This window comes from Peribacillus sp. P4_B1 (assembly GCF_056402395.1).
Genome location: NZ_JBFUHM010000003.1, coordinates 79507 through 100267, shown reverse-complemented (window position 1 = coordinate 100267; position 20761 = coordinate 79507). Strand labels below are relative to the sequence as shown.

Here is a 20761-nt window from a genome sequence, read left to right as displayed (position 1 = left end):
TTATAGATCGTTACGGGTATTAGATTTTTAGTTGAATTGAGGTGGTTCTTGATGTTAATAGGGGCCTTGTTGGTAGCCTTTTTATTATCCATTTTTTTGACTCCTTTTGTCGGAAAGTTGGCCTTTAAATTAGGAGCTACCGATAAACCGAGTGAGCGAAAAGTGCATAGTAAAATTATGCCGCGCATGGGCGGTTTAGCTATATTTTTGAGTTTTTCCATTACATTCTTAATTTTTACGAATGACTTGTGGGAGCAATTGCCTCTTCTGGTAGGTGCTCTTGTCATCATATTAATTGGAATGGCTGATGATATATATGAATTAAGAGCTGCACCCAAATTCCTTGGCCAGATTTTGGCTGCCCTCATTATCGTATTATGGGGCGGTCTTCAAGTGGAATTCATCAATTTGCCGTTCATTACCGATACACTTGAATTTGGTGTTTTAAGTATACCGATCACCATTTTGTGGATTGTCAGCATCATTAATGCAATCAACCTGATAGACGGACTGGATGGTCTAGCAGGCGGTGTCTCGACAATTGCATTAGTGACAATTGCAACAATGGCCCTTATTAAAGGGGATCTATTCGTTGCCATGGTCGCATTGATTGTGATTGGAAGCACTCTTGGCTTTTTGAAATATAACTTTCATCCGGCAAAGATTTTCATGGGAGATACAGGTGCCTTATTCTTAGGTTACATCATTGCTGTCCTGTCCCTGCTAGGATTTAAAAACGTTACGATGATTTCCTTGATCGTACCGATCATCATCTTGGGTGTTCCCATTTCGGATACATTTTTCGCGATTATCCGCAGGGTCGTCAATAAACAGCCGATTTCGGCTGCTGATAAATCCCATTTGCATCACTGTTTGATAAACTTGGGATTCACTCATAAGCAGACTGTTTTGCTCATTTACGCTTTAGCTGCTTGCTTCGGCTTAGCGGCGATAATCTTTTCATTTGCAACGATGTGGGGAGCTTTGATCCTTGTAACCGGACTCCTGCTGATCATAGAGATATTTGTGGAGAAAATCGGTTTGGTCAATTCAAACTATCAACCATTGCTGAAGATGCTCAACTTTAAAAACAAGCCATAATGCTTTGCAAATAGATTAATAGATTTGAATAGATGAAAAGCCTCCAAACGTTACTATAAACGGTTGGAGGCTTTTTTCTTCTATCGGTTATCCCTGACTTGGAAGTGGGGTAAGAATTTCAGAAGTGAGCCGGATGATTCATGAAAAAAGGAAACCCCCACTACATGAAGAGTGGGGGTTTCACTTTATTCTTGTGTTTGTGATTGAACGGCCTCAGTTTGATTGCCTTCTTTTGGCCCCAGGTTCAGGTGGGATCGAAGAGTCTGCCTAGCGTTCGCTACTGATGTATCGTTTAGTTGATAATAATAGGTTCCGTTAATGTAAGAATCCTGACCTTCAAGTTTGATGGTTTCAAGATTAAGACCCTTATCGGTAGTCACATATTTTATGAAACCCTTAATTTGTGAGAATTGTAGGTTCGTCGTCATATTGTCACCGACAGCTTCCATTACGTCTGTATATTTCGTTAGGGACCCAGCAGAAGTTGCTTTAGCGACGATGGCTTTAAGGACTTCCTGTTGACGCTCACCACGTTGGATATCACTGTCCTTTTTACGTGTCCTTGCAAAGGCTAATGCCTCTTCACCATCAACGGTCTGTAATCCTTTTTCAAGATGGATGCCATTCTTCTTGTCATGTGAATCCAGTTCATTTATTTCATAAGGTACGTCGACTTTGATTCCATCCAATGAATCTACGACATCGATGAAAGCATTGAAATTCATGCGGACATAATAATCGACAGGGATATCGAGTAGCTCCTCAACTGTGTCCATCGTTGCTTTTGGTCCACCTGCAGCATGGGCCGCGTTGATTTTCGTGGTTACGCCTTTGGCTGGAACGTACACATAAGAATCACGGGGGATGCTTAAAAGTTTAATGGATTTCTGATCTTTATTGAATGTGGCCAAGATTAAAGCATCAGAACGTGAGTGTCCTTTATAGTCACGTTTATCACTATCATCGATCCCTATGAAAAGAATCGAGAAATTATCTTTAAGGGGATCTACCGCTTCACTCCGCTTGGCTGAAGCTTCAACCGGGTCATAGGAATTCTTGAAAACATCCTGGGCTTTCAAATATATAGTTGCAGCATACGTAGTGGCCCCTAGACCAAGTACCAGTAGGGGAACAAGCAATAACCAAAGCCTCTTCCGCCTTTTTTTCTTTGTTTTTTTAACTTTATAGACACGCCTAGTAGTAGACATCTTTTTCTTCTCCTTTTAAATAGCGAACATCAGACATAAATCGCCATTTTTCGAATCCTACAATATATTTCGTCATATATTAATTTTAATTTTACAATGATTTAATAACTTCGTAAAATATATATTTCTTTTCAATTATATTACAGCAAAAAAAAGGAAAAATATGCAGGAGAAAATCAAGCGAATTCCTGTTCCAAATAAAGCATTTCGCCTTCTGTGATTTGGCCTTGACCATTTGTCAGCTCTGTCATCCAGGCGGTATATGCCTCTTTTTGTTTTTCTTCAACATATACTTGGATATCGACCTGTTCAAGGTACTTGATTTCCTTTATTTGATAAATCGAAGATCGCAGTTCATTTTCCAATTTTCCAAGCCAGGTATAGTCGACGGTTGTCGAAATGACCCGCATTAAGTTTCTAATGACTACACCAGTGGCATTTATTCCTTCTGAAGTCGCTTTACTGTAAGCGCGAATGAGACCTCCTGCACCAAGTTTGATGCCACCAAAATACCGTGTGACGACAACGGCGGTGTCTTTCAGTTCTTTTTTCTTTAGAACTTCAAGGATAGGGACGCCTGCTGTACCGCTAGGTTCTCCATCGTCAAGGGCTTTTTGGATTTGATTTTGTTCCCCTATCATATAGGCTGAACAATTATGTGTTGCATCTTTATGCTTTTTCTTGATTTCCTGGATAAAGGCCTGTGCGGCTTCTTCGGTTTCGACCCTGGCGATGTGGGAAATAAAACGGGATTTTTCAATGACGATTTCATGTTCGCCGCGTCCTGTCACCGTTAAATATTGAGTGAGCATATTATTCCACCTTCGTACTTCCTATTAGTTGATTCATTATAAGGCTTTGCGGAAAAAGTGGCAATGACGATTCTATTTCATGCCGTCATGTGTAAAGAAACTTTAATATAAGAAAAAGCTGTACGTGTTATAATTAATTCTATTGCCTGCTATTATTATTAGCTGATCATATATGCTTAAAAGAATAACAATGTAGGAAAAACATGAGTTCTGTGCCATTATCTTGCCTTGTCCTTAACATGTCCTCTCATTTCAAGGATTTTGCCATTTACTAAATGCATCTGTTTCATATGATAATCAATGGAGCGGAATATCCCATTTGATAGAAAAGAATAATTTGTATTGGGATAATAGAAATGGCTTTCTGCCTTTGATGGGTGACTATTGCATGATCCCTAATAGCCGATAATATGAGATGGAAAGTTATTGCACATTTTGTGAAAATCAAATAAGGAAAATAACGTATTATTATTATTTTTTTGGTACAATATGTTCATGAAGGTTACTTTATACAAAAGTTTCCTGAAAATTAGCCATTCATGAAAAAGGAAAAAGAACTTTTTTCCATATACATAGTCTTTAAGACAAGAAATTGTTTAAGTCTTTTGATTTAAGTGGAGGGGATCTTAATGTCCATAAAAAAGGTTGATGCTAAAGCATTGGACAAGATCTTAGAAACAATGGTGAGCACTGTTAGTGAAAGTAAGGATGAAGTCTTTGATATCGGCGAACAATGCCGAAACGACTTTGAATCATTAACAAAAGAGCTCGAAGATGTGAAAATTAGGGTCGCCATTGTGATAACCGACAGCGATGCACTGGACTCAAAGGCCAGGTTTGCTCGAAAAAGGCTTTCCGAAGTCAGTATGCACTTCAACCATTTTTCTGAAGAACAGGTACGCGATGCTTATGAAAGGGCACATAAGCTGCAAGTCGATTTGCAAATAAACAGGCAATTGGAGAAAGAGCTCCGTAATCGCCGGGATGAACTTGAATTAAGGTTAAGAGGTTTACAGCAGACGATCGATAAAGCGGTGCATCTCGTCTCGCAAATATCGGTTGTACAGAATTATTTGATGCAGGATCTTAAATTTGTAGGGGAAGCCCTCCAAGAAGCGAAACGCAAACAGGACTTCGGCTTGAAAATAATCGAAGCCCAGGAGCAGGAACGTAAAAAGCTCTCACGTGAAATTCATGATGGTCCGGCTCAAATGCTGGCGAACGTCATGATGCGTTCTGATCTGATAGAACGAGTGCAACGCGAGAGAGGTCCTGATGAAGCGCTGGTTGAAATCCGCAGTTTAAAGGTCATGGTAAGGAATGCTTTATATGAAGTGCGCAGAATCATCTATGATCTTCGCCCTATGGCACTTGATGATCTAGGCCTTGTACCTACCCTCAGAAAGTACCTGCAAACGACCGAAGACTATAATACTGGCGTGCATTTGAATTTCGTCAACCTTGGGCAGGTCAAAAGGCTTCCTTCCGATATGGAGGTCGCTTTATTCAGGCTGGTTCAGGAGGCTGTACAAAATTCATTGAAGCACGCGGAGCCAAAACAGGTTCAAGTTAAACTGTCCATTTCCAAAGAGATGGTGACCGTCGTCGTCAAGGATGATGGAAAAGGGTTTGACTCTTCGATCCAAAAGGAAGGTTCATTTGGCTTGGTAGGCATGAGGGAGAGAGTCGAGCTGCTCGAAGGTGAAATGACGATCGATTCACAACCAGGGGCGGGCACTTTGGTGTTTATACAGATTCCCTATCATTTATAAATTTTAGAATAGAAACTAGGAGGAAGAAGCCGTTGAAGACTAGTATCATCATTATCGATGACCATCAGCTTTTCCGCGAAGGCGTAAAGCGTATATTAGATTTTGAATCATCCTTTGATGTTGTTGCCGAGGGCGATGACGGAAGCGAAGCTATGGATCTCGTTGAAACACATAAACCGGATGTTGTTATCATGGATATCAACATGCCGAATATGAATGGGGTCGAAGCAACAAAAATGCTCGTGAACCGTTACCCTGAAACAAAAGTAATCATCCTTTCCATTCATGATGATGAAAACTACGTACAGCACGCATTGAAAACGGGAGCACAAGGTTACCTGTTGAAGGAAATGGACGCAGATGCGTTGATTGATGCTGTTCGTGTAGTCGCTGAAGGCGGCTCATACCTTCATCCGAAGGTTACCCATAATTTAGTTAAAGAATATCGCCGCTTGGCAGCCGAAGAGGGTGCTGATCGTGATTCCGTACATGCAATAGAAATCAGGAGGCCGCTGCACCTATTGACTCGACGCGAATGTGAAGTACTTCAACTTCTAGCTGACGGAAAAAGCAACCGTGCCATCGGTGAAACCCTATATATCAGTGAAAAGACAGTCAAGAACCATGTGAGTAACATTCTTCAAAAGATGAATGTGAATGACCGTACACAAGCGGTTGTCCTTGCCATTAAAAATGGCTGGGTAGAAGTGAAGTAATTAAAGTATTCGATAAGTCCGGCTCTTCAGTTTCCGCAATGCGTGCTGAAGGTCCGGGCTTTTTTTGATGGCTCGATTTGACTAATTTTACATATTTCCGGTAATGAAGAAAGCTATTTAATGCAAATAAAGGCAATTTCAGATAGAATGGTGAATAAGATACAGAGCAAATTTTTATAAGGATGGTATTATTTATGAAAACCGCAGTCGTAACAGACAGCACTGCATATATACCTAAGGAAATTCGTGAACGTTTACATATACATATGATGCCGCTTAATGTCATTTTTTCCAATGAAGCTTACCGGGAAGAAGTGGACATTGCTGCGGATGAGTTTTATGAGGAAGTAAAGAGGCAGGAGAAATTGCCGACCACTTCTCAGCCCCCAATCGGGCAGTTTGTCGAAAAGTTCGAGGAGCTGCAACGGGAATATGATGATGTTATTTCGATTCATTTGTCGAGTGGTATCAGTGGTACGTATCAAGGAGCGATATCGGCAGGTGAAATGGTCGAGGGGGTTAGGGTACATGCCTTTGATTCGGAAGTCAGCTGCATGGTCCAGGGGTTTTACGTGATCGAGGCGGCTAAGATGGCACTTGATGGTAAAGCTGCAGGAGAGATCATGGCCAGGCTCGAAGAAATGAAACCATCGGTCAGGGCATACTTCATGGCAGATGACCTATCCCACCTACAGCGCGGCGGACGCTTAAGCAGTGCCCAAGCATTGATTGGCAGTCTGCTTCAAGTAAAGCCGGTCCTCCATTTTGTTGATAAAATCATCGTCCCATTTGAAAAAATCCGTACTAGAAAAAAAGCGATGAAACGAATTGCCGATTTACTTGGAGAAGACGCGGCAAGTGGAGAGAAGTATAAAGCTGTCATTATTCATGCAAAGCGTGAAAGTGAAGCTAAAGACTGGAAAACCGAACTCGAAGCACGATTCCCTAATGTCGAGTTCGATATCGGCTACTTCGGTCCAGTAATCGGAACGCATCTGGGCGAAGGCTCGATGGGGATGGGCTGGTATAAAATATAAGCTGGGACGTCTTTCCTTCGAAAAGGAGGAAGGCGTTTTTTTTATGAGCAAAAAGGGATCTGAGAGTAAAAGGCGAATGATATGGAGGAGTATAGTTTATTAAGAAAGAAGGTTACAGTTTGGAAAATATGGTCATTCCCCCCTTTTTTTCTCCGGAACTTCAGCACCATCTCACGGGAAGGCACCTTTTGGCCTTCGAAATCCCCTTCTCCCAGGAACTCATCGCAGGGCATCTCAAGAATGGGTATGTCTCGGAAACTTACGGAGTGCAGTCAAGCAATGGCCTGTTTAACTGTTTGCGCTGCGGTAACAAAGATCAAGCTTTGTTTTATACGTTCCCATGCAAGATTTGCAATCAGGATTGTACTTACTGCCGCTCATGCATCATGATGGGAAGAGTCAGTGAATGTACAAAGTTATATAGGTGGACCGGTCCGGGTTTTCAGTTTGAGATACCTGACAATGTGCTGAGTTGGGAAGGCACTTTATCTGCAGGTCAACAATATGCTTCTGACTGTGTCGTCGAGGCGGTAAACGGAAAAGGTGAATTCCTTGTTTGGGCTGTATGTGGTGCCGGTAAGACGGAGGTCCTATTTGCAGCGATTGAGGCAGCCTTGCTTGCTGGGAAACGAATTTGTTTGGCAACACCGCGGACCGATGTCGTTCTCGAACTCTCACCAAGGTTAAAAAAAGCCTTTCCTGCCATTGAAGTCACGGCGCTCTACGCCGGCAGTACAAATCGACATGCGTTTTCGCCACTAACTGTTTCTACGACCCATCAGCTATTCCGTTTTATTGAAGCCTTCGATGTCATCATTGTTGATGAAGTCGATGCGTTTCCCTACTCAATTGATGATTCGCTGCATTATGCAGTTAATAAATCAAAAAAGTTTTCTGCCGCAACCATCTACTTGACCGCCACACCTTCGAAACGAATGCAGCGACTATATCGAAGCGGCAAATTGAAAGCCGTTATAATCCCAGCCCGCTATCATCGTCAGCCAATCCCTGTCCCTGAAATGAAATGGAGCGGTAACTGGCAAAAACAATTTCATCAAAAAAAGATTCCTCCCGCAATCAAAGGGTGGGTATGTGAACGACTTGAGCAGAATATCCCCTTCCTATTGTTTTTCCCAAGCATTCAAGTGATGGAGCAGGCACTTCCGCTGTTTCAAATGCTGTCCCCTAAATTATCGATTGTCCACTCACGGCACCCTGACCGAAAAGAAAGAGTAATGGCATTAAGGAATGGAATGGTTCCTGGATTATTGACCACGACCATCCTGGAACGCGGCGTGACAATTGAACGGTTGGAAGTAGCCGTGATTGGTGCTGAACATAAAGTGTTTTCAGATAGTGCCCTCGTCCAGATTGCCGGCCGGGTAGGGAGAAGCTTTGCTAACCCTGCCGGGACGATCAGTTTTTTTCATTACGGTAAAAGTAAAGCGATGGTTGAGACGGTTCACCATATACAAATGATGAATAAGGATGCCATGAAAAGGGGGCTGCTGGATGAAGAGATGCCTAGTTTGTGATGAAGGAATGAAGGAAGCATTGACATGGAGGAGCCTATTGGTGAGGGCTGAGGCAAAGGTAATTTGCGAAAAGTGTGAGGGGAAACTTAATAGGATAACCGGGGAAACATGTACAATGTGCTCAAGGGAGCTGGGCAGGAATTACAGTACTGGTGACATCTGTATTGATTGTTTAAGATGGGAAAGGAATAGGGAATGGTCCGGCTATTTGTCGAAGAACATATCGCTATTTCATTATAATGAAGACTTAAAAGATATTATTGCTAAATATAAATACCGAGGGGATTATGCATTAGCTGAGGTATTCGTCCCTTTTTTGAAAGACAGGTTAAAGGACATGGAGTTTGACCTGGTAACGGCCATCCCGCTTAGTGATGAACGGCTTAGGGAGCGGGGATTCAACCAAGGACAGGCTTTGGCGGTACTTCTTGGACTTCACACTGCCGAGATCTTAACAAGGATCCATACGGAAAAACAGTCAAAAAAGTCACGTCAAGAGAGAATGTCATTACCCCAGGTTTTTCAGGTCATACAAACGGATTTGCTGGAGCATAAATCAATTTTGATCATCGATGACATTTACACTACAGGCACAACGCTCAGGCATGCAGCCAAGGCATTAAAAACGGCTGGGGCCAGAGAGGTATCATCCATCACCCTGGCTAGGTGAAACAGCTAATTTTAATAAACGTCCTAAAGTATCGCTGGTATTATTCGATATATACAGTAATAAGAATAATCGTTGTGATGGTGAGGTGAGGAAAGGCGCCAAACTGAAATTCAAGGAAATGATAAAAAAAATACGTACTACATGAAGGGTGAACAAAAAGGGTAGATATCATGGCGAAAGCATGTATGATTTGTTAAAATATCCGATATTGAGAACAATATTCGACAATGGTTGTCGAAGGAAAGATTACAGGAAATAATAAAAGAAATCGATTCTTTGTCGATAATAACAATAGGGTGAATAACACAGTCCAGAGCATTCTCATGGTCTGCTGAAGGATCATATTGTTATGGGATTAAAAAAATCGTCCGAAGGAGAGGATCTGGAATATGAAAATCAATAACATCGGTATGACAGGTGTTAACCCGTATAATCTTCAAGCCAATAAAACGGGGAATATCAAAGGGTCTAAGGTCAATGCCTCGGATAAAGTTGAAATTTCTTCAGCGGCAAAAGAAATGCAGCAATCATCTCCAATTCCTGCTGCTAGACAAGCAAAGGTGGACGAACTGAAAATCCAAGTTGAAAACGGAAATTATAAATTGAATGCGCAGGCAACGGCTAAAGGTCTCATCGATTTTTACCGGAAATGAACTAAAGTTTGAATGAAGTGGACGGGACCAGTTTCCGTCCTTCATTTATGAGCAGAGGAGGCAGCAAAATGTCTGCACGGAACATCATCGAATCGCTTGAAAAATTGAACAAGCTTCATAAAAGCTTCAATCAATTAGCGATAAGAAAAACGGCCATTTTGAAAGCAAGTGATACCGAGGCAATTACTGCCCTGCTGATTCAGGAACAAAAGCATATTAAAGCAATCAGCCAAACCGATATGGAGAGAGAGGGGGCAGTGAAGGAATTTCTTGCAGTAAATGGAACCGTGGGAAAGAGGGCCTCCATCCATGCCGTAACGGAACTGACAGGACCAGTTGAAACGGAAATCATTGAGCGGCTAAAAGCGGAATTGATTGATGAAGTGACTAAGCTGAAAGAGCGGAACGGTTTAAATCAGCAATTAATCTATCAATCCCTTCAATTCATCAATGTCTCTTTGGATATGCTGAGGCCGCAGAATCAGAACTTGAATTATGGGGATTCGGTTAAAAAGCCGGTAAAAAGCGTCATGGCAATGTTTGATTCAAAAGCTTAAGAAACAGAAAAAAGATGGAGGTTTGAGCAAATGATTTCAACCTTTATGGGTCTTGAGACGGCAAAGCGCGGATTATCCACCTCTCAAGGAGCCTTGTACACGACAGGGAATAATGTGGCCAATGCCAATACATTAGGATATTCAAGGCAGCGGGTCAACCTGGTACAGACGTCTGGCTTTCCAACTGTCGGATTGAACAGCCCGCGCGTAGCTGGACAAATCGGGACAGGGGTGGCGGCAGAAACGGTTCAGCGGATCCGGGATAGTTTCCTGGACGCACAATTCAGGACACAAAGTAATAAAATCGGCTTTTATGGGGCCATGAGCGAATCATTGTCTAAAATGGAAGGGATCATGAATGAACCAACCGACAGCGGATTAGCTGCCACGATGGAGAAGTTCTGGAATTCGCTGCAAGGGCTGACGGCCAATACGGAAAACTCCGGGGCCCGTGAAGTCGTTGCCTCAACGGGCGTCATGGTCGCGGATACCCTTAACTACTACTACAAATCGCTAACGAGCGTTCAAACGGATATCGGTAATCAGATAAACGTCAAAGCGAACGAAATCAATACGCTCATTAGCAGCATTGATCAACTCAATCAACAAATCAGTAAAGTGGAGCCGCATGGATATATTCCAAATGACCTTTATGATAAACGTGATGTACTTGTAGACCAACTTTCGCAGCTTGTCAGCATAAAAGTGAATAACGTCATTCCGACGGATTACGGAAGATCCAGCGATGTAGCTGCAGGGCTATACAACATCGAATTGATGCAAGAAGACGGTTCGTCTTATGTGCCGCCTATCAATCTAGTAAGTGTTAACCAAACTGGGATGGTGGGAACTTCGAAAGTTGAAGTTAGCTATGATAAAACGACAGGTATGGTAGACGGAGTGAAGTTCGGTTCAAAAACAATGACGGATTACAAATTCTCGGGAGAACTATCCGGTTTGATCAACAATTTTGGTTATAAAAAGGATGATGGTACGATCGGGGGAGCGTATCCTGATATGCTAAAAAAACTGGATAATATGACGACGGCTTTTGTGAACGAGTTTAATGCCATCCACAAACAAGGATATGCGCTAGGTGATAGCGATGCTTCAACATTGGACTTCTTTGAAATAGAACCAGGTAAGAGCGCTGCCCAAAGCATCAAGGTGAATAGTGAAATCGTAAAGGATCCCTCGAAAATTGCCGCAGGCGCTAAAAGCGGAGGGGCATCCGGGGATAATGAAAATGCCAAACTCCTGGCTGACCTGAAGAAGAAAGCGTTTAGTGAGTACTCGACTAAAGACCAAAATTCAAAGGAATTGACGGGAAGTTTCGACACATATTATTCCGGAATCATCGGAAAACTGGGTGTGGATTCTCAAAGCGCCCAAAAGAACCTTTCCAATTCTGTCGTGCTTGCTACATCCGTTAACCAAAATAGAGACTCTGTCAGTTCTGTATCCTTGGATGAAGAGATGACCGATATGATCAGATTCCAGCAAGCATACAATGCTTCTGCAAGAATGATGACGATGATGGACGAAATGCTCGATAAAATCATAAACGGAATGGGCACTGTAGGCCGATAATGGGAGTGAACGAACATGCGGGTAACGCAATCGATGCTAACCAATAATATGTTAAGCAATTTAAGCAGCAATTACGAGAAGATGGCCAAGCTGCAAGAGCAGGTTTCCTCTCAAAAGAAATTCTCCAAACCATCCGATAACCCTGTCGCTGCCATGATGGGAATGGGGTACCGGACAAACCTCAATCAAATAGGGCAGTATCAGAGCAACATCGCCGAGGCGACAAATTGGATCGACAGCACGGATGATGCCATTTCTGAAGCTGTTTCCGCCATGCAGCGGATACGTGAGCTGACGGTTCAGGCCAGCAATGGTACGTATGAAGGCGAACAACTGAAAAATGTTGCTGAGGAAATAAAGCAATTAAAAGAACATCTCATAACTCTTGGCGACACACAGATAGGCGGTAAGTATATTTTCAACGGCCAGGATACAAATGTGAGACCGTCTTCCGTTAAAGATGGGAATGGGAATACGGTGTATGGCACAGGAGACATAAACCTTGAAGTGTTTTCCGGGATTTCCCTGAAAATCAATACGGACGGTTCGAAGATTTTTGGTGATGCGCTTGCCGCTGGGGGAAGCATTGACCAAACAATCGACGCACTTGAAAACGGTGGTGACGTGAGTGGCACGCTGGCAGGACTTGACGCAACCATAAATACTTTCTTAGGCATGCAAGCACAGGTTGGCGCAAGGCAGAATCGGATTGAGCTGATGACGGACCGCCTCAAACAGCAGGAGGTCTTTGCTACTGAAATCCTTTCGAAAAATGAGGATGTCGATATCGAAAAAGCAATCATGGATTTGACGACCCAGGAAAGTATCCATAGTGCTGCATTAAGTATCGGTGCAAAAATCATGCAACCGAGTTTATTGGATTTTCTTCGCTAAGCTATTCTTAAAAGGATAGCTTTTTTCTCTTAAGGAGTGTTGATGATGCAGATTCCACAAATTAGATTGCAATCCACCTCAATGAAGATTGGATTGAATATAGAACAGCCTGTACAGCAAATCGAACAGAAGGCAGCGGACCAATCTATCGAACAGCCGCAAGCAATCCTGGAAATCCGAACGGCCCCAGGCAAGCTGACGATCGACCAGTCACAAGCCAGGGGAGATATGGATTTAAAAAGCCTTTCAAAGCGAGTGGAGGAATTTGCCCGGCAGGGATATCAAGATTGGCTGGCTGGTATGGCAAGACGTGCTCAGCAGGGGACGGAGCTAAGGCATATTGAAAAAGGCGGTAATGCACTCGCTGAACAGGCCAGGCGAAACAGCAAAGGGCCGGAGAAGCAATTCAATCTTGGGTGGATTCCCTCTCATTTCAGCATGAAGCTTGACTATCAGCCGGCCCAGGTGGAGATTGAAGCAACCGCTCAAAGACCGATCATTGATGCTCGAATCAATAGACCGAACCATACATACACACCAGGGAGTGCAGATGTGGAAATTCTACAAAAAAATGCGCTGGATATAGATTTCATCAATTTATTTCCGGATGAGATAGGTGAGTGAAACAATGATGATTCTACAAACAAAATTTCATGGCGAAATCGAATTAGTGGAAGAAGAGATTTATCGATTTGATAGCGGGATACCAGGATTTCTAGAAGAAAAACAGTTTTGTTTGCTAACTCTGGATGACACGCCCTTTTTCGTCCTGCAATCTGTAAAAACAAAAGAGGTTGCCTTCATTGTGACAAATCCTTTTGAAGTGTTTCGTGATTACGAAGTGGAGCTTCCGGATGAGGTATTATCTTCTTTACAAATAGAAACGGAACTGGAAGTCATTACTTTCGTCATATTAACGATTCAAGACCCTTTCAGTGAAACGACGGCGAATCTTCAGGCTCCCATCATCATAAATGCCTCTAAAAAAACGGGAAAGCAATTTATCATGAACGGCAGTGAATACCGTACAAAGCACAGATTGATTGAACCTCCAGCAGAACAGGGGGAGGAATGATGCTCGTATTGACCAGAAAGCTAAACGAAGCGATCATGATTGGCGATGATATCGAAATTACGATTTTGGCTGTTGAGGGAGAACAAATTAAACTGGGTATCAATGCTCCTAAAAGCGTCGATATCCATAGGAAGGAAATCTACCTGTCCATCCAGCAAGAAAATAGCGAAGCTTCTGAAATAAAAACCAATCTTCTGGAAAATATAAATGAGTATTTCAAGAAAAAACCTTGAAAACCCGCTAAATATGTTTCCAAGCAGGCCGATATTAAATATACAACGATGAGCAGTGAAATAGACTTAACCATTGCTTTCGTAAACAACCACATGGACGTGGGAACTTAAAACTCAAGGAGGAAACATAAAATGATTATCAATCACAATATCTCAGCTTTAAACACGCACCGTCAATTATCAAGTGCAACGAATGCTCAATCTAAATCAATGGAGAAACTTGCATCAGGTATGCGTATCAACCGTGCAGGCGATGACGCTGCCGGTCTTGCAATCTCTGAAAAAATGCGTGGACAAATCCGCGGTTTGGACCAAGCTTCCCGTAACTCACAAGATGCTATCTCTTTGATTCAAACTGCAGAAGGTGCATTAAACGAAACGACTGATATTCTGCAACGTATGCGTGAGCTTGCTACACAAGCAGCAACAGACACCAATACTGGTACAGACCGTAATGAAATCCAAAAAGAAATCAATTCCCTAACATCTGAAATTAACCGTATCGCTAACACAACTGAGTTCAATAATCAAAAACTATTAAACGGCGACAAAGATGGAGCAGCAGTGGCAGGGAAACCAGCAGTTGCAGGAGAATATTCATTTGATTTTGGATCAATTTCCACCACTGTAGACGATACAATTGAAATTGGTGGTCAAACATTCACAGTTGTAGCTGCCGGGGATGAGGATCCAGCTACAGGTAAATTCAGTGATGCAGATACATTAAAAGCTGCCATCGAAGGTAATGCCGCACTTAAAGATAACTATTCTGTAGCTGTTGATGCTGGAACAGGAAAAATTACTTTAACTCAAAAAGCTGACAAAGAATCTTCTGCTGCCTTGATTGGTAACGGCGTTGGAACTGTAACAGAAATTACTAAGGGTGCAGAAAAGGTCGACGCAGTTCCTGCTGACCCGGATAAGAGCCTTAAATTCCAAATTGGGGCTAATGAAAAACAAAGTTTGACTCTTGATATTGGAAATATGAGTGCAGAAGCTTTAGGCATTTCTACTAAAGGAGCAGATAATGCAGGATTAGCAGTAACAGACGGAACTAATAACGAAACAACTGAACAAGCATTAAATGTAGGGACCCATGCTAGTGCTGCTGCAGCGATTACAAAAATTAATGACGCAATTAATACGGTATCAGCAGAGCGTTCTAAACTAGGTGCAAACCAAAACCGTTTAGAGCACACTATCAACAATTTAGGTACTTCTTCTGAAAACCTGACTGCTGCTGAATCACGTATACGTGATACAGATATGGCAAAAACAATGATGGAGCAAACTAAAAACTCTATCTTGGCGCAAGCATCACAAGCAATGCTAGCTCAAGCTAACCAGCAACCGCAAGGCGTTCTTCAGTTACTTCGGTAATTGAATAGTTAGCTTAACAATAAAGGGTCTGACACTTTGTGTCAGGCTCTTTTATTTGTACTGATTGAAGGGTGTAAGGAACACTGTGATGTAGAAAAAAAGAGATTACTGCCCCTTAAAAAGGAAGGGACCATTCGTTCATGTCACCAAGGAACCTTATGGCTATAATCCTAATAGAGTATGATGGCACTGCAAAATACACAGCTGAAGATGTCAGTAATGTGTATGGTGAAATGACTGTGAACACAGCTATCAATCACAAGCTGGATGGGATATATCAATTTTTAGTATGTTCGCTGATTATTTGAATAAAAAGGGAAGTCCTAAACAAGATTGTAGGTAAAGGGCTTTCTATCTAAATATTAGAACAAAGTTGATTGGAACGGAAGGTACGAGACTCCTGCGGGAGATACGTGTCAAAGGGAGACCCCGCAGGCGAAAAAGCGCCGAGGAGTCTCCCGGACCGCCCGCGGAAAGCGAGTGCCTGGAGTGGAAATCAACTAGACCCCAAATATTTTTCTGGAGTTTTTTTAGTAGAATCTCTTTTATAGCAAAGGATCATTAATGAGTATTTGCAGGTGCAACCAAAATCTATGAGTGACTAAAAATAAAACCTTAATTACCGATATAAAAAGTAAACAGATCAAATTGGGGGCTATTTAGATGCTGGAGAGTTTGTCCACGAATATTCTTTCCTCACAGCTTAGAACAGCAATCTCAGACGGAATTAGTTCATATTATCAACGTGAAATGAATACGCTTGCCTATTCAGAACAAAGTGTGGAATCTATTAATGAGCCTGCTAAAGAAAAGGTGAATGAAGTAGTGGAAAGTTTGAACACCTTCCTGGATCCAACACAAACGGCCATCCATTTTGAGTATCATGAGGAGCTGAATGAGTATTATGTCAAGGTTGTGGATGACGTTACGGATGGGACGATCAGGGAGATCCCTCCTAAGAAGTTACTGGATTTCTATGCGGCAATGACAGAGTTTGTCGGGATTATGGTGGATGAAAAAATATAGGCGGGTGATTGATTGTGGTAAGAATCAGTGGTTTTGCGAGTGGAATGGACATTGATGAATTAGTTAAGAGTATGATGCAGGCGGAACGGGTGCCTTTGGATAAATTAACACAGAAAAAGCAGTATTCCGAGTGGCAGCGGGATGATTACCGCTCGATAAATACATCTTTATCAGAATTGGATAGACTCATTCGTGATGGGGTTGGGAAGCAGTCTTCCTTTATTAAAAAGAAAATATCGGTATCGAATCCAGATGCAGTATCGGTGAGAAATGTGGGATCGACCAGTGATTTTACTGGAAATATCAAGGTGAATGGGCTTGCCAAAGCAGCAACCATGACCAGTACAGATAAATCAGCAGTTACTGATTCCAAAAAGAAACTATCGGAATTGGGTATCACGACTCCTCAAGATATTACGATACTGGCTATCAATAAAGATGGCGGTTTTGATACGGAAGTAAAAGATGGAGTAACAATGGACAAACCGTATACGCTTACTCTTAATGAAAACGATACGCTAGAGAGTGTTATTAATAAAATTAATGCTAACTCGGGAGTGACTCTATTTTTTGATGAAACCTCCCAGAAGTTTTCCATCACTGCTAAAAATACCGGTGATGTAAATGATCGTCCTGAAATTGAATTAGGGGGTAGCGGAGATTTTTTTGCAGTGTTAAAAATGAGCAGTAATAATGAAGGGGCTGGCGGCGCAAAAGGGGAAAATGCATCGATTACTTATAATGGACTGGACATTTCCCGGCCTTCGAATACGTTTCAAATCAATGGAGTGGAAATGACGGTTAAGCAGAAAACGACGGATACCATCACATTCTCATCAACGGCTGATGTGGATTCCATCTTGGACACAATCACTCAGTTTGTGAATAAATACAATGAAATCATTAAAAAGGTTCAGGATAAAACAGGTGAAGCGAAATATCGCTCCTTTACCCCGCTTACTACTGAGCAAAAGAAGGCAATGACAGAAGATGAAGTGAAGATGTGGGATGAGAAAGCGAAGAGCGGAACGTTAAAAAGTGACTCAACACTAAAAAGTCTCCTAACTACGATGAGAACGTCCCTATACACCTCGGTGGATGGAATCACAGGAAAAAACAATCTCAGCAGTTTGGGTATCACTACGACCAAGAATTATTTGGAGGGCGGTAAATTAACGATTGATGAGGACAAGCTCCGGGCAGCCATTAGTGAAGATCCCAATGCGATTTATGATATGTTCATGGCCAATGGAACGGAGAAAAGCGATAAAGGCCTCGCGCGCCGGTTACGGGATGATATAGAATCATCCATGAAAGTGATTACTGAAAAGGCCGGAAAGGCCGGATATGTTAATAACAATTTTACAATTGGAAAATTGGTTGATGGGTTGGATAAGAGGATATCAACATTTGAAGCAAAGTTAATGAAATTGGAATCGCGCTACTACAATCAGTTCACGGCCATGGAAAAAGTGATTCAAAAGGCAAACAGCCAAAGTTCATCGTTAGCTTCTTATTTTAGTTAAGGCAAGTCGGAAAGGAAGATAAATATGGCGATAAATAATCCATATCAATCATATCAACAAAGTTCAGTCAATACAGCATCCCCGGGAGAGCTTACATTAATGCTCTATAATGGCTGCATAAAGTTCATCATGCTTGGGAAAAAAGCAATTGAAGAAGGAAATATCGAAGTGAAAAATACCAACATCATAAAGGCGCAAAACATTGTCCATGAATTGATGGTGACGCTGAATATGGATGTCGAAGTGTCCAAGGAAATGATGAGTCTGTATGATTTCATGAACCGACGTCTGATAGAGGCGAATATGAAAAATGATGTTGCAGCCTTGGAAGAGGTCGAGGGACTCGTTACTGACTTCCGTAATACCTGGAAGGAAGTTATTCAGATGAACCGGAAAAAACAGTTTACACAAAGCGGTCAAGTGTAATGACCATTCAAACGTTTCATGATTTGACTGTTGAATTACTTGCCGTTTTGGAAGATCGGACGATTGCAGAACGTGAAGATAAAATAGAAAGGTTCACACAGCTGATTGACCAGCGGGATGAACTTCTTTCTCAAATCAAACCGCCTTTTACTGGTGAAGAGCAACAGCTTGGCCGTGCAACAATGTTACTTAACGAACAGGTCGATCGCATGCTTTATCTCCAAAAGCTGGAGATAAAGGGGGACATCCAGGAAATAAATAAGAAGAAAAAATCATCTAATAAATACACGAACCCCTATGAAAGTCTATCAATCGATGGCATGTTCTACGATAAAAGAAATTGATTACCCAGCCGTTTGGATTCCAAACGGTTTTTATGTTAAATATTTTTAAATTTTCTGTAAATAATTCGGGCTTAATTTTTTCTTTATTGCTAGGCATTTGTTATAATGAAGCTAGGGCAGACATCAACCCTTTCCAAAACCTTCCGACAATTGCTTCATAATTTCGACATATTTCATGATGTGTTTCTAAAGGGAACCGGAGGGGTATTGTAGAATCTAACTGTATAGTCTTAATTTAAGGAGGACTCACTTTATGAATTACAACGTACGCGGTGAAAACATTGAGGTAACTCCAGCAATTCGAGAATACGTCGAAAAGAAAATTGGCAAGTTAGAACGATATTTTAACAATACACCAGATGCAAATGTGTTAGTGAATTTGAAAGTGAACAATAATACATCCAAAGTCGAAGTGACGATCCCTATGCAGAATTTGGTTCTTCGCGCTGAAGAGGAAAATGCGGATATGTACGCTGCCATTGACTTGATCAATGATAAGCTTGAACGCCAAATTCGTAAACATAAAACGAAGGTCAATCGTAAGTTCCGGAACAACCTATCTACGACTCCTGAGGCATTCGCCTTCAATACGGAAGTTGACGAAGTGGTGGATGAATTTGAAGAGGATACTGATATTGAAGTGGTCCGCAATAAGCGCTTTGATTTGAAGCCGATGGACAGTGAAGAAGCCATTTTACAAATGAATATGCTTGGTCACAGTTTCTTCGTATATACGAATGCGGATACTAATACAACGAACGTGGTGTACCGACGTAAAGATGGACGCTACGGATTAATTGAACCTAGTTAAATATATTAATCTTAGATCGAAAGCACAACCCAGCCTCTGGGTTGTGCTTTTTTTATACATTTTGGTAGTTTCCCATTACATTAATAGCCGATGATTATTTCATTACTATTTTACTAAAGTTAAATGGATATAATCAAAAGGTATAAAAAATGACTGTAATTAACGAAAAATTCTTGTTCTTTAACGAGATAGACGTTTTTTTACCTTATTCAAATACCTCCAACTTTTGTACTATGCTCAAGTTGTTAATTCTTTAAAGAGAACGAGTGGTTTCTTAATAAAAAACATTTGATCAAGGTGCAGAGGGGGCGTTTTTTATATCAAAACAATTGCCATAAATACTATAGGGCTTCCTTTAGCAGTGCCGAATATGGAAAGTGGCTTTGCCCGATTTGCGGTGAGGACTTAACTGTGCAAAAAATTGGTTGCACCTAAAGAGAGAATTAATACGCCCCATCGATGGTTAATGAAGGCAGTATCCCCCATTTTATAAAAAAGCGAATATGAATAGGACTTTGATAATGATTGAATTAATATTAAATATTCCTAATATTGTAATATTTTGTCGGATAAAAGGTTTGCTTTTAGATGGATTACCGACATAAAATAGCAATATATGGAGTGTGCATCCGTTATAATATGTTTAAAAGTAATGTATTCGGTAATAGTAACACGACAAAGGCAAACTTATTGGAAGATTAGGGCGCAAAGGCACAGGTCTAAGGTTTAGCGACTACGATGGCTGGTCTGCCTGAAATACAAAGAGTATTTTAGGAGGTAGAAGAGGTGGCTAATGTGGAAATAGATCAAGAATGGGTAAAGTTGATTTCAGAAGCAAGGAGCTTGGGTTTCAAAAAAGAGGAAATTAGTGCTTTTTTTGAACGGGAAAGCCTTGAGGTTACATTAGAGGAGAACGATGGAAGTTGAGTACTGAAAAGGAGCGAGAACATCCCTATAAACAGTGGTTCAATTCATTAGCTGTTTATAGGGTTGTTCTTCCATGAGATTCTAGCAAGTCTGGTTCATTCAAGCTGTATTCTTCCGGATTATGTAGGTAGATTATTAAACTACTATTCTTCTTTATCTTTCCTCCATTTATTAAACTCGATGAATTCCCTGAATTGTTGTTTTGATACACCCGAATTCATAGCCTCCTCAACGATTTTCATCCAGTCAGTGTCCAAGTTTTCCTTATTTGGTGCATCGTAAAGAAGGGCATCAACAGGAATGTTAAGCACGGCGGAGATTTTTTCAAGAAATTGAATAGAAGGATTCGTTTGTAAGTTTCGCTCGAGCGAACTTAAGTAAGACTTTGCCACCCCCGCTTTATCGGCGAGTTCAGTCATGGACATTTTCTTTTCTTCTCGCAGTTTTTTTACACGTTTACCAATCATC

At 41.5% G+C, this 20761-nt stretch carries 24 protein-coding genes and 1 riboswitch; of the genes, 21 read left to right on the top strand and 3 right to left on the bottom strand.

Annotated features, from left to right (window positions below; genetic code table 11):
* The first annotated feature begins 51 nt into the window (after positions 1-51).
* Positions 52-1101 (top strand): glycosyltransferase family 4 protein, encoded by a 1050-nt coding sequence (locus tag AC1DVK_RS02860; RefSeq protein WP_089361979.1) that lies wholly within the window; start codon positions 52-54, stop codon positions 1099-1101.
* A gap of 185 nt (positions 1102-1286) precedes the next feature.
* Here the strand turns inward: AC1DVK_RS02860 and AC1DVK_RS02855 are convergent, their stop codons facing one another.
* Both AC1DVK_RS02855 and AC1DVK_RS02850 read right to left on the bottom strand, forming a co-directional pair.
* Entirely contained in the window at positions 1287-2309 is a 1023-nt protein-coding gene (locus AC1DVK_RS02855; protein ID WP_318684146.1) for an LCP family protein, read from the bottom strand.
* A 176-nt stretch (positions 2310-2485) separates the two neighbouring features.
* Positions 2486-3121 (bottom strand): YigZ family protein, encoded by a 636-nt coding sequence (locus AC1DVK_RS02850; RefSeq protein ID WP_061465608.1) that lies wholly within the window; start codon positions 3119-3121, stop codon positions 2486-2488.
* 629 nt (positions 3122-3750) lie between these two features.
* Between AC1DVK_RS02850 and AC1DVK_RS02845 the strand changes: the two genes are divergently transcribed.
* The 20 genes from AC1DVK_RS02845 (at position 3751) to AC1DVK_RS02750 (ending at position 20293) form a co-directional block, all read left to right on the top strand.
* Positions 3751-4893, top strand: coding sequence for a sensor histidine kinase (locus AC1DVK_RS02845; protein ID WP_410860575.1), 1143 nt, complete (start codon positions 3751-3753; stop codon positions 4891-4893).
* Between the two features lie 32 nt (positions 4894-4925).
* Entirely contained in the window at positions 4926-5609 is a 684-nt protein-coding gene (locus AC1DVK_RS02840; RefSeq protein ID WP_061465606.1) for a response regulator, read from the top strand.
* Between the two features lie 194 nt (positions 5610-5803).
* On the top strand, positions 5804-6646 hold the full coding sequence (locus AC1DVK_RS02835; RefSeq protein WP_477625778.1) for a DegV family protein: 843 nt from the start codon (positions 5804-5806) through the stop codon (positions 6644-6646).
* Between the two features lie 464 nt (positions 6647-7110).
* Positions 7111-8181, top strand: a complete 1071-nt coding sequence (locus AC1DVK_RS02830; protein ID WP_477625777.1) for an ATP-dependent helicase ComFA — start codon at positions 7111-7113, stop codon at positions 8179-8181.
* Positions 8159-8851, top strand: a complete 693-nt coding sequence (locus tag AC1DVK_RS02825) for a ComF family protein (protein ID WP_410860572.1) — start codon at positions 8159-8161, stop codon at positions 8849-8851. Before AC1DVK_RS02830 ends, AC1DVK_RS02825 begins: the two co-directional genes overlap by 23 nt.
* Before the next feature lie 389 nt (positions 8852-9240).
* The gene (flgM, locus tag AC1DVK_RS02820) at positions 9241-9504 is read left to right on the top strand and encodes a flagellar biosynthesis anti-sigma factor FlgM (RefSeq protein ID WP_477625776.1); all 264 of its coding nucleotides are present in this window, start codon (positions 9241-9243) and stop codon (positions 9502-9504) included.
* A gap of 68 nt (positions 9505-9572) precedes the next feature.
* Positions 9573-10061 carry a flagellar protein FlgN gene (locus tag AC1DVK_RS02815; protein WP_410860569.1) on the top strand — a complete coding sequence of 163 codons (489 nt, stop codon included), beginning with the start codon at positions 9573-9575 and terminating at the stop codon, positions 10059-10061.
* 30 nt (positions 10062-10091) lie between these two features.
* A complete protein-coding gene (gene flgK, locus AC1DVK_RS02810) occupies positions 10092-11651 on the top strand; it encodes a flagellar hook-associated protein FlgK (RefSeq protein WP_377380896.1) in 1560 nt (519 codons plus the stop codon).
* A gap of 15 nt (positions 11652-11666) precedes the next feature.
* Positions 11667-12545: a flagellar hook-associated protein FlgL gene (gene flgL, locus AC1DVK_RS02805; RefSeq protein WP_477625775.1), complete on the top strand. Its 879-nt coding sequence runs from the start codon at positions 11667-11669 to the stop codon at positions 12543-12545.
* A gap of 45 nt (positions 12546-12590) precedes the next feature.
* The gene (locus tag AC1DVK_RS02800; protein ID WP_410860567.1) at positions 12591-13169 is read left to right on the top strand and encodes a DUF6470 family protein; all 579 of its coding nucleotides are present in this window, start codon (positions 12591-12593) and stop codon (positions 13167-13169) included.
* A gap of 7 nt (positions 13170-13176) precedes the next feature.
* Complete coding sequence (gene fliW, locus AC1DVK_RS02795) at positions 13177-13620, top strand: flagellar assembly protein FliW (protein WP_089362103.1); 444 nt, start codon at positions 13177-13179, stop codon at positions 13618-13620.
* Positions 13620-13853, top strand: coding sequence for a carbon storage regulator CsrA (gene csrA, locus AC1DVK_RS02790; protein WP_410860565.1), 234 nt, complete (start codon positions 13620-13622; stop codon positions 13851-13853). Before fliW ends, csrA begins: the two co-directional genes overlap by 1 nt.
* A 132-nt stretch (positions 13854-13985) precedes the next feature.
* A complete protein-coding gene (locus tag AC1DVK_RS02785; protein ID WP_477625774.1) occupies positions 13986-15233 on the top strand; it encodes a flagellin N-terminal helical domain-containing protein in 1248 nt (415 codons plus the stop codon).
* A gap of 158 nt (positions 15234-15391) precedes the next feature.
* Entirely contained in the window at positions 15392-15541 is a 150-nt protein-coding gene (locus AC1DVK_RS02780) for a hypothetical protein (protein WP_477625773.1), read from the top strand.
* A gap of 355 nt (positions 15542-15896) precedes the next feature.
* Positions 15897-16259: a flagellar protein FlaG gene (gene flaG / locus AC1DVK_RS02775; protein ID WP_410860564.1), complete on the top strand. Its 363-nt coding sequence runs from the start codon at positions 15897-15899 to the stop codon at positions 16257-16259.
* Positions 16260-16273: 14 nt separating this feature from the next.
* Entirely contained in the window at positions 16274-17785 is a 1512-nt protein-coding gene (locus tag AC1DVK_RS02770) for a flagellar hook-associated protein 2 (RefSeq protein WP_477625772.1), read from the top strand.
* Between the two features lie 24 nt (positions 17786-17809).
* Positions 17810-18211 (top strand): flagellar export chaperone FliS, encoded by a 402-nt coding sequence (gene fliS, locus AC1DVK_RS02765; protein WP_410860562.1) that lies wholly within the window; start codon positions 17810-17812, stop codon positions 18209-18211.
* On the top strand, positions 18211-18555 hold the full coding sequence (gene fliT / locus AC1DVK_RS02760) for a flagellar protein FliT (RefSeq protein ID WP_477625771.1): 345 nt from the start codon (positions 18211-18213) through the stop codon (positions 18553-18555). Before fliS ends, fliT begins: the two co-directional genes overlap by 1 nt.
* Before the next feature lie 253 nt (positions 18556-18808).
* Positions 18809-19366, top strand: coding sequence for a ribosome hibernation-promoting factor, HPF/YfiA family (hpf, locus tag AC1DVK_RS02755; protein ID WP_061465591.1), 558 nt, complete (start codon positions 18809-18811; stop codon positions 19364-19366).
* 670 nt (positions 19367-20036) lie between these two features.
* Positions 20037-20121: riboswitch (cyclic di-GMP riboswitch) on the top strand.
* A gap of 31 nt (positions 20122-20152) precedes the next feature.
* Positions 20153-20293 carry an anti-repressor SinI family protein gene (locus AC1DVK_RS02750; RefSeq protein ID WP_081108949.1) on the top strand — a complete coding sequence of 47 codons (141 nt, stop codon included), beginning with the start codon at positions 20153-20155 and terminating at the stop codon, positions 20291-20293.
* Positions 20294-20436: 143 nt separating this feature from the next.
* Here AC1DVK_RS02750 and AC1DVK_RS02745 read toward each other — a convergent pair whose 3' ends face one another.
* Entirely contained in the window at positions 20437-20760 is a 324-nt protein-coding gene (locus AC1DVK_RS02745) for a helix-turn-helix domain-containing protein (protein ID WP_061465590.1), read from the bottom strand.
* Between the last annotated feature and the right edge of the window lies 1 nt (position 20761).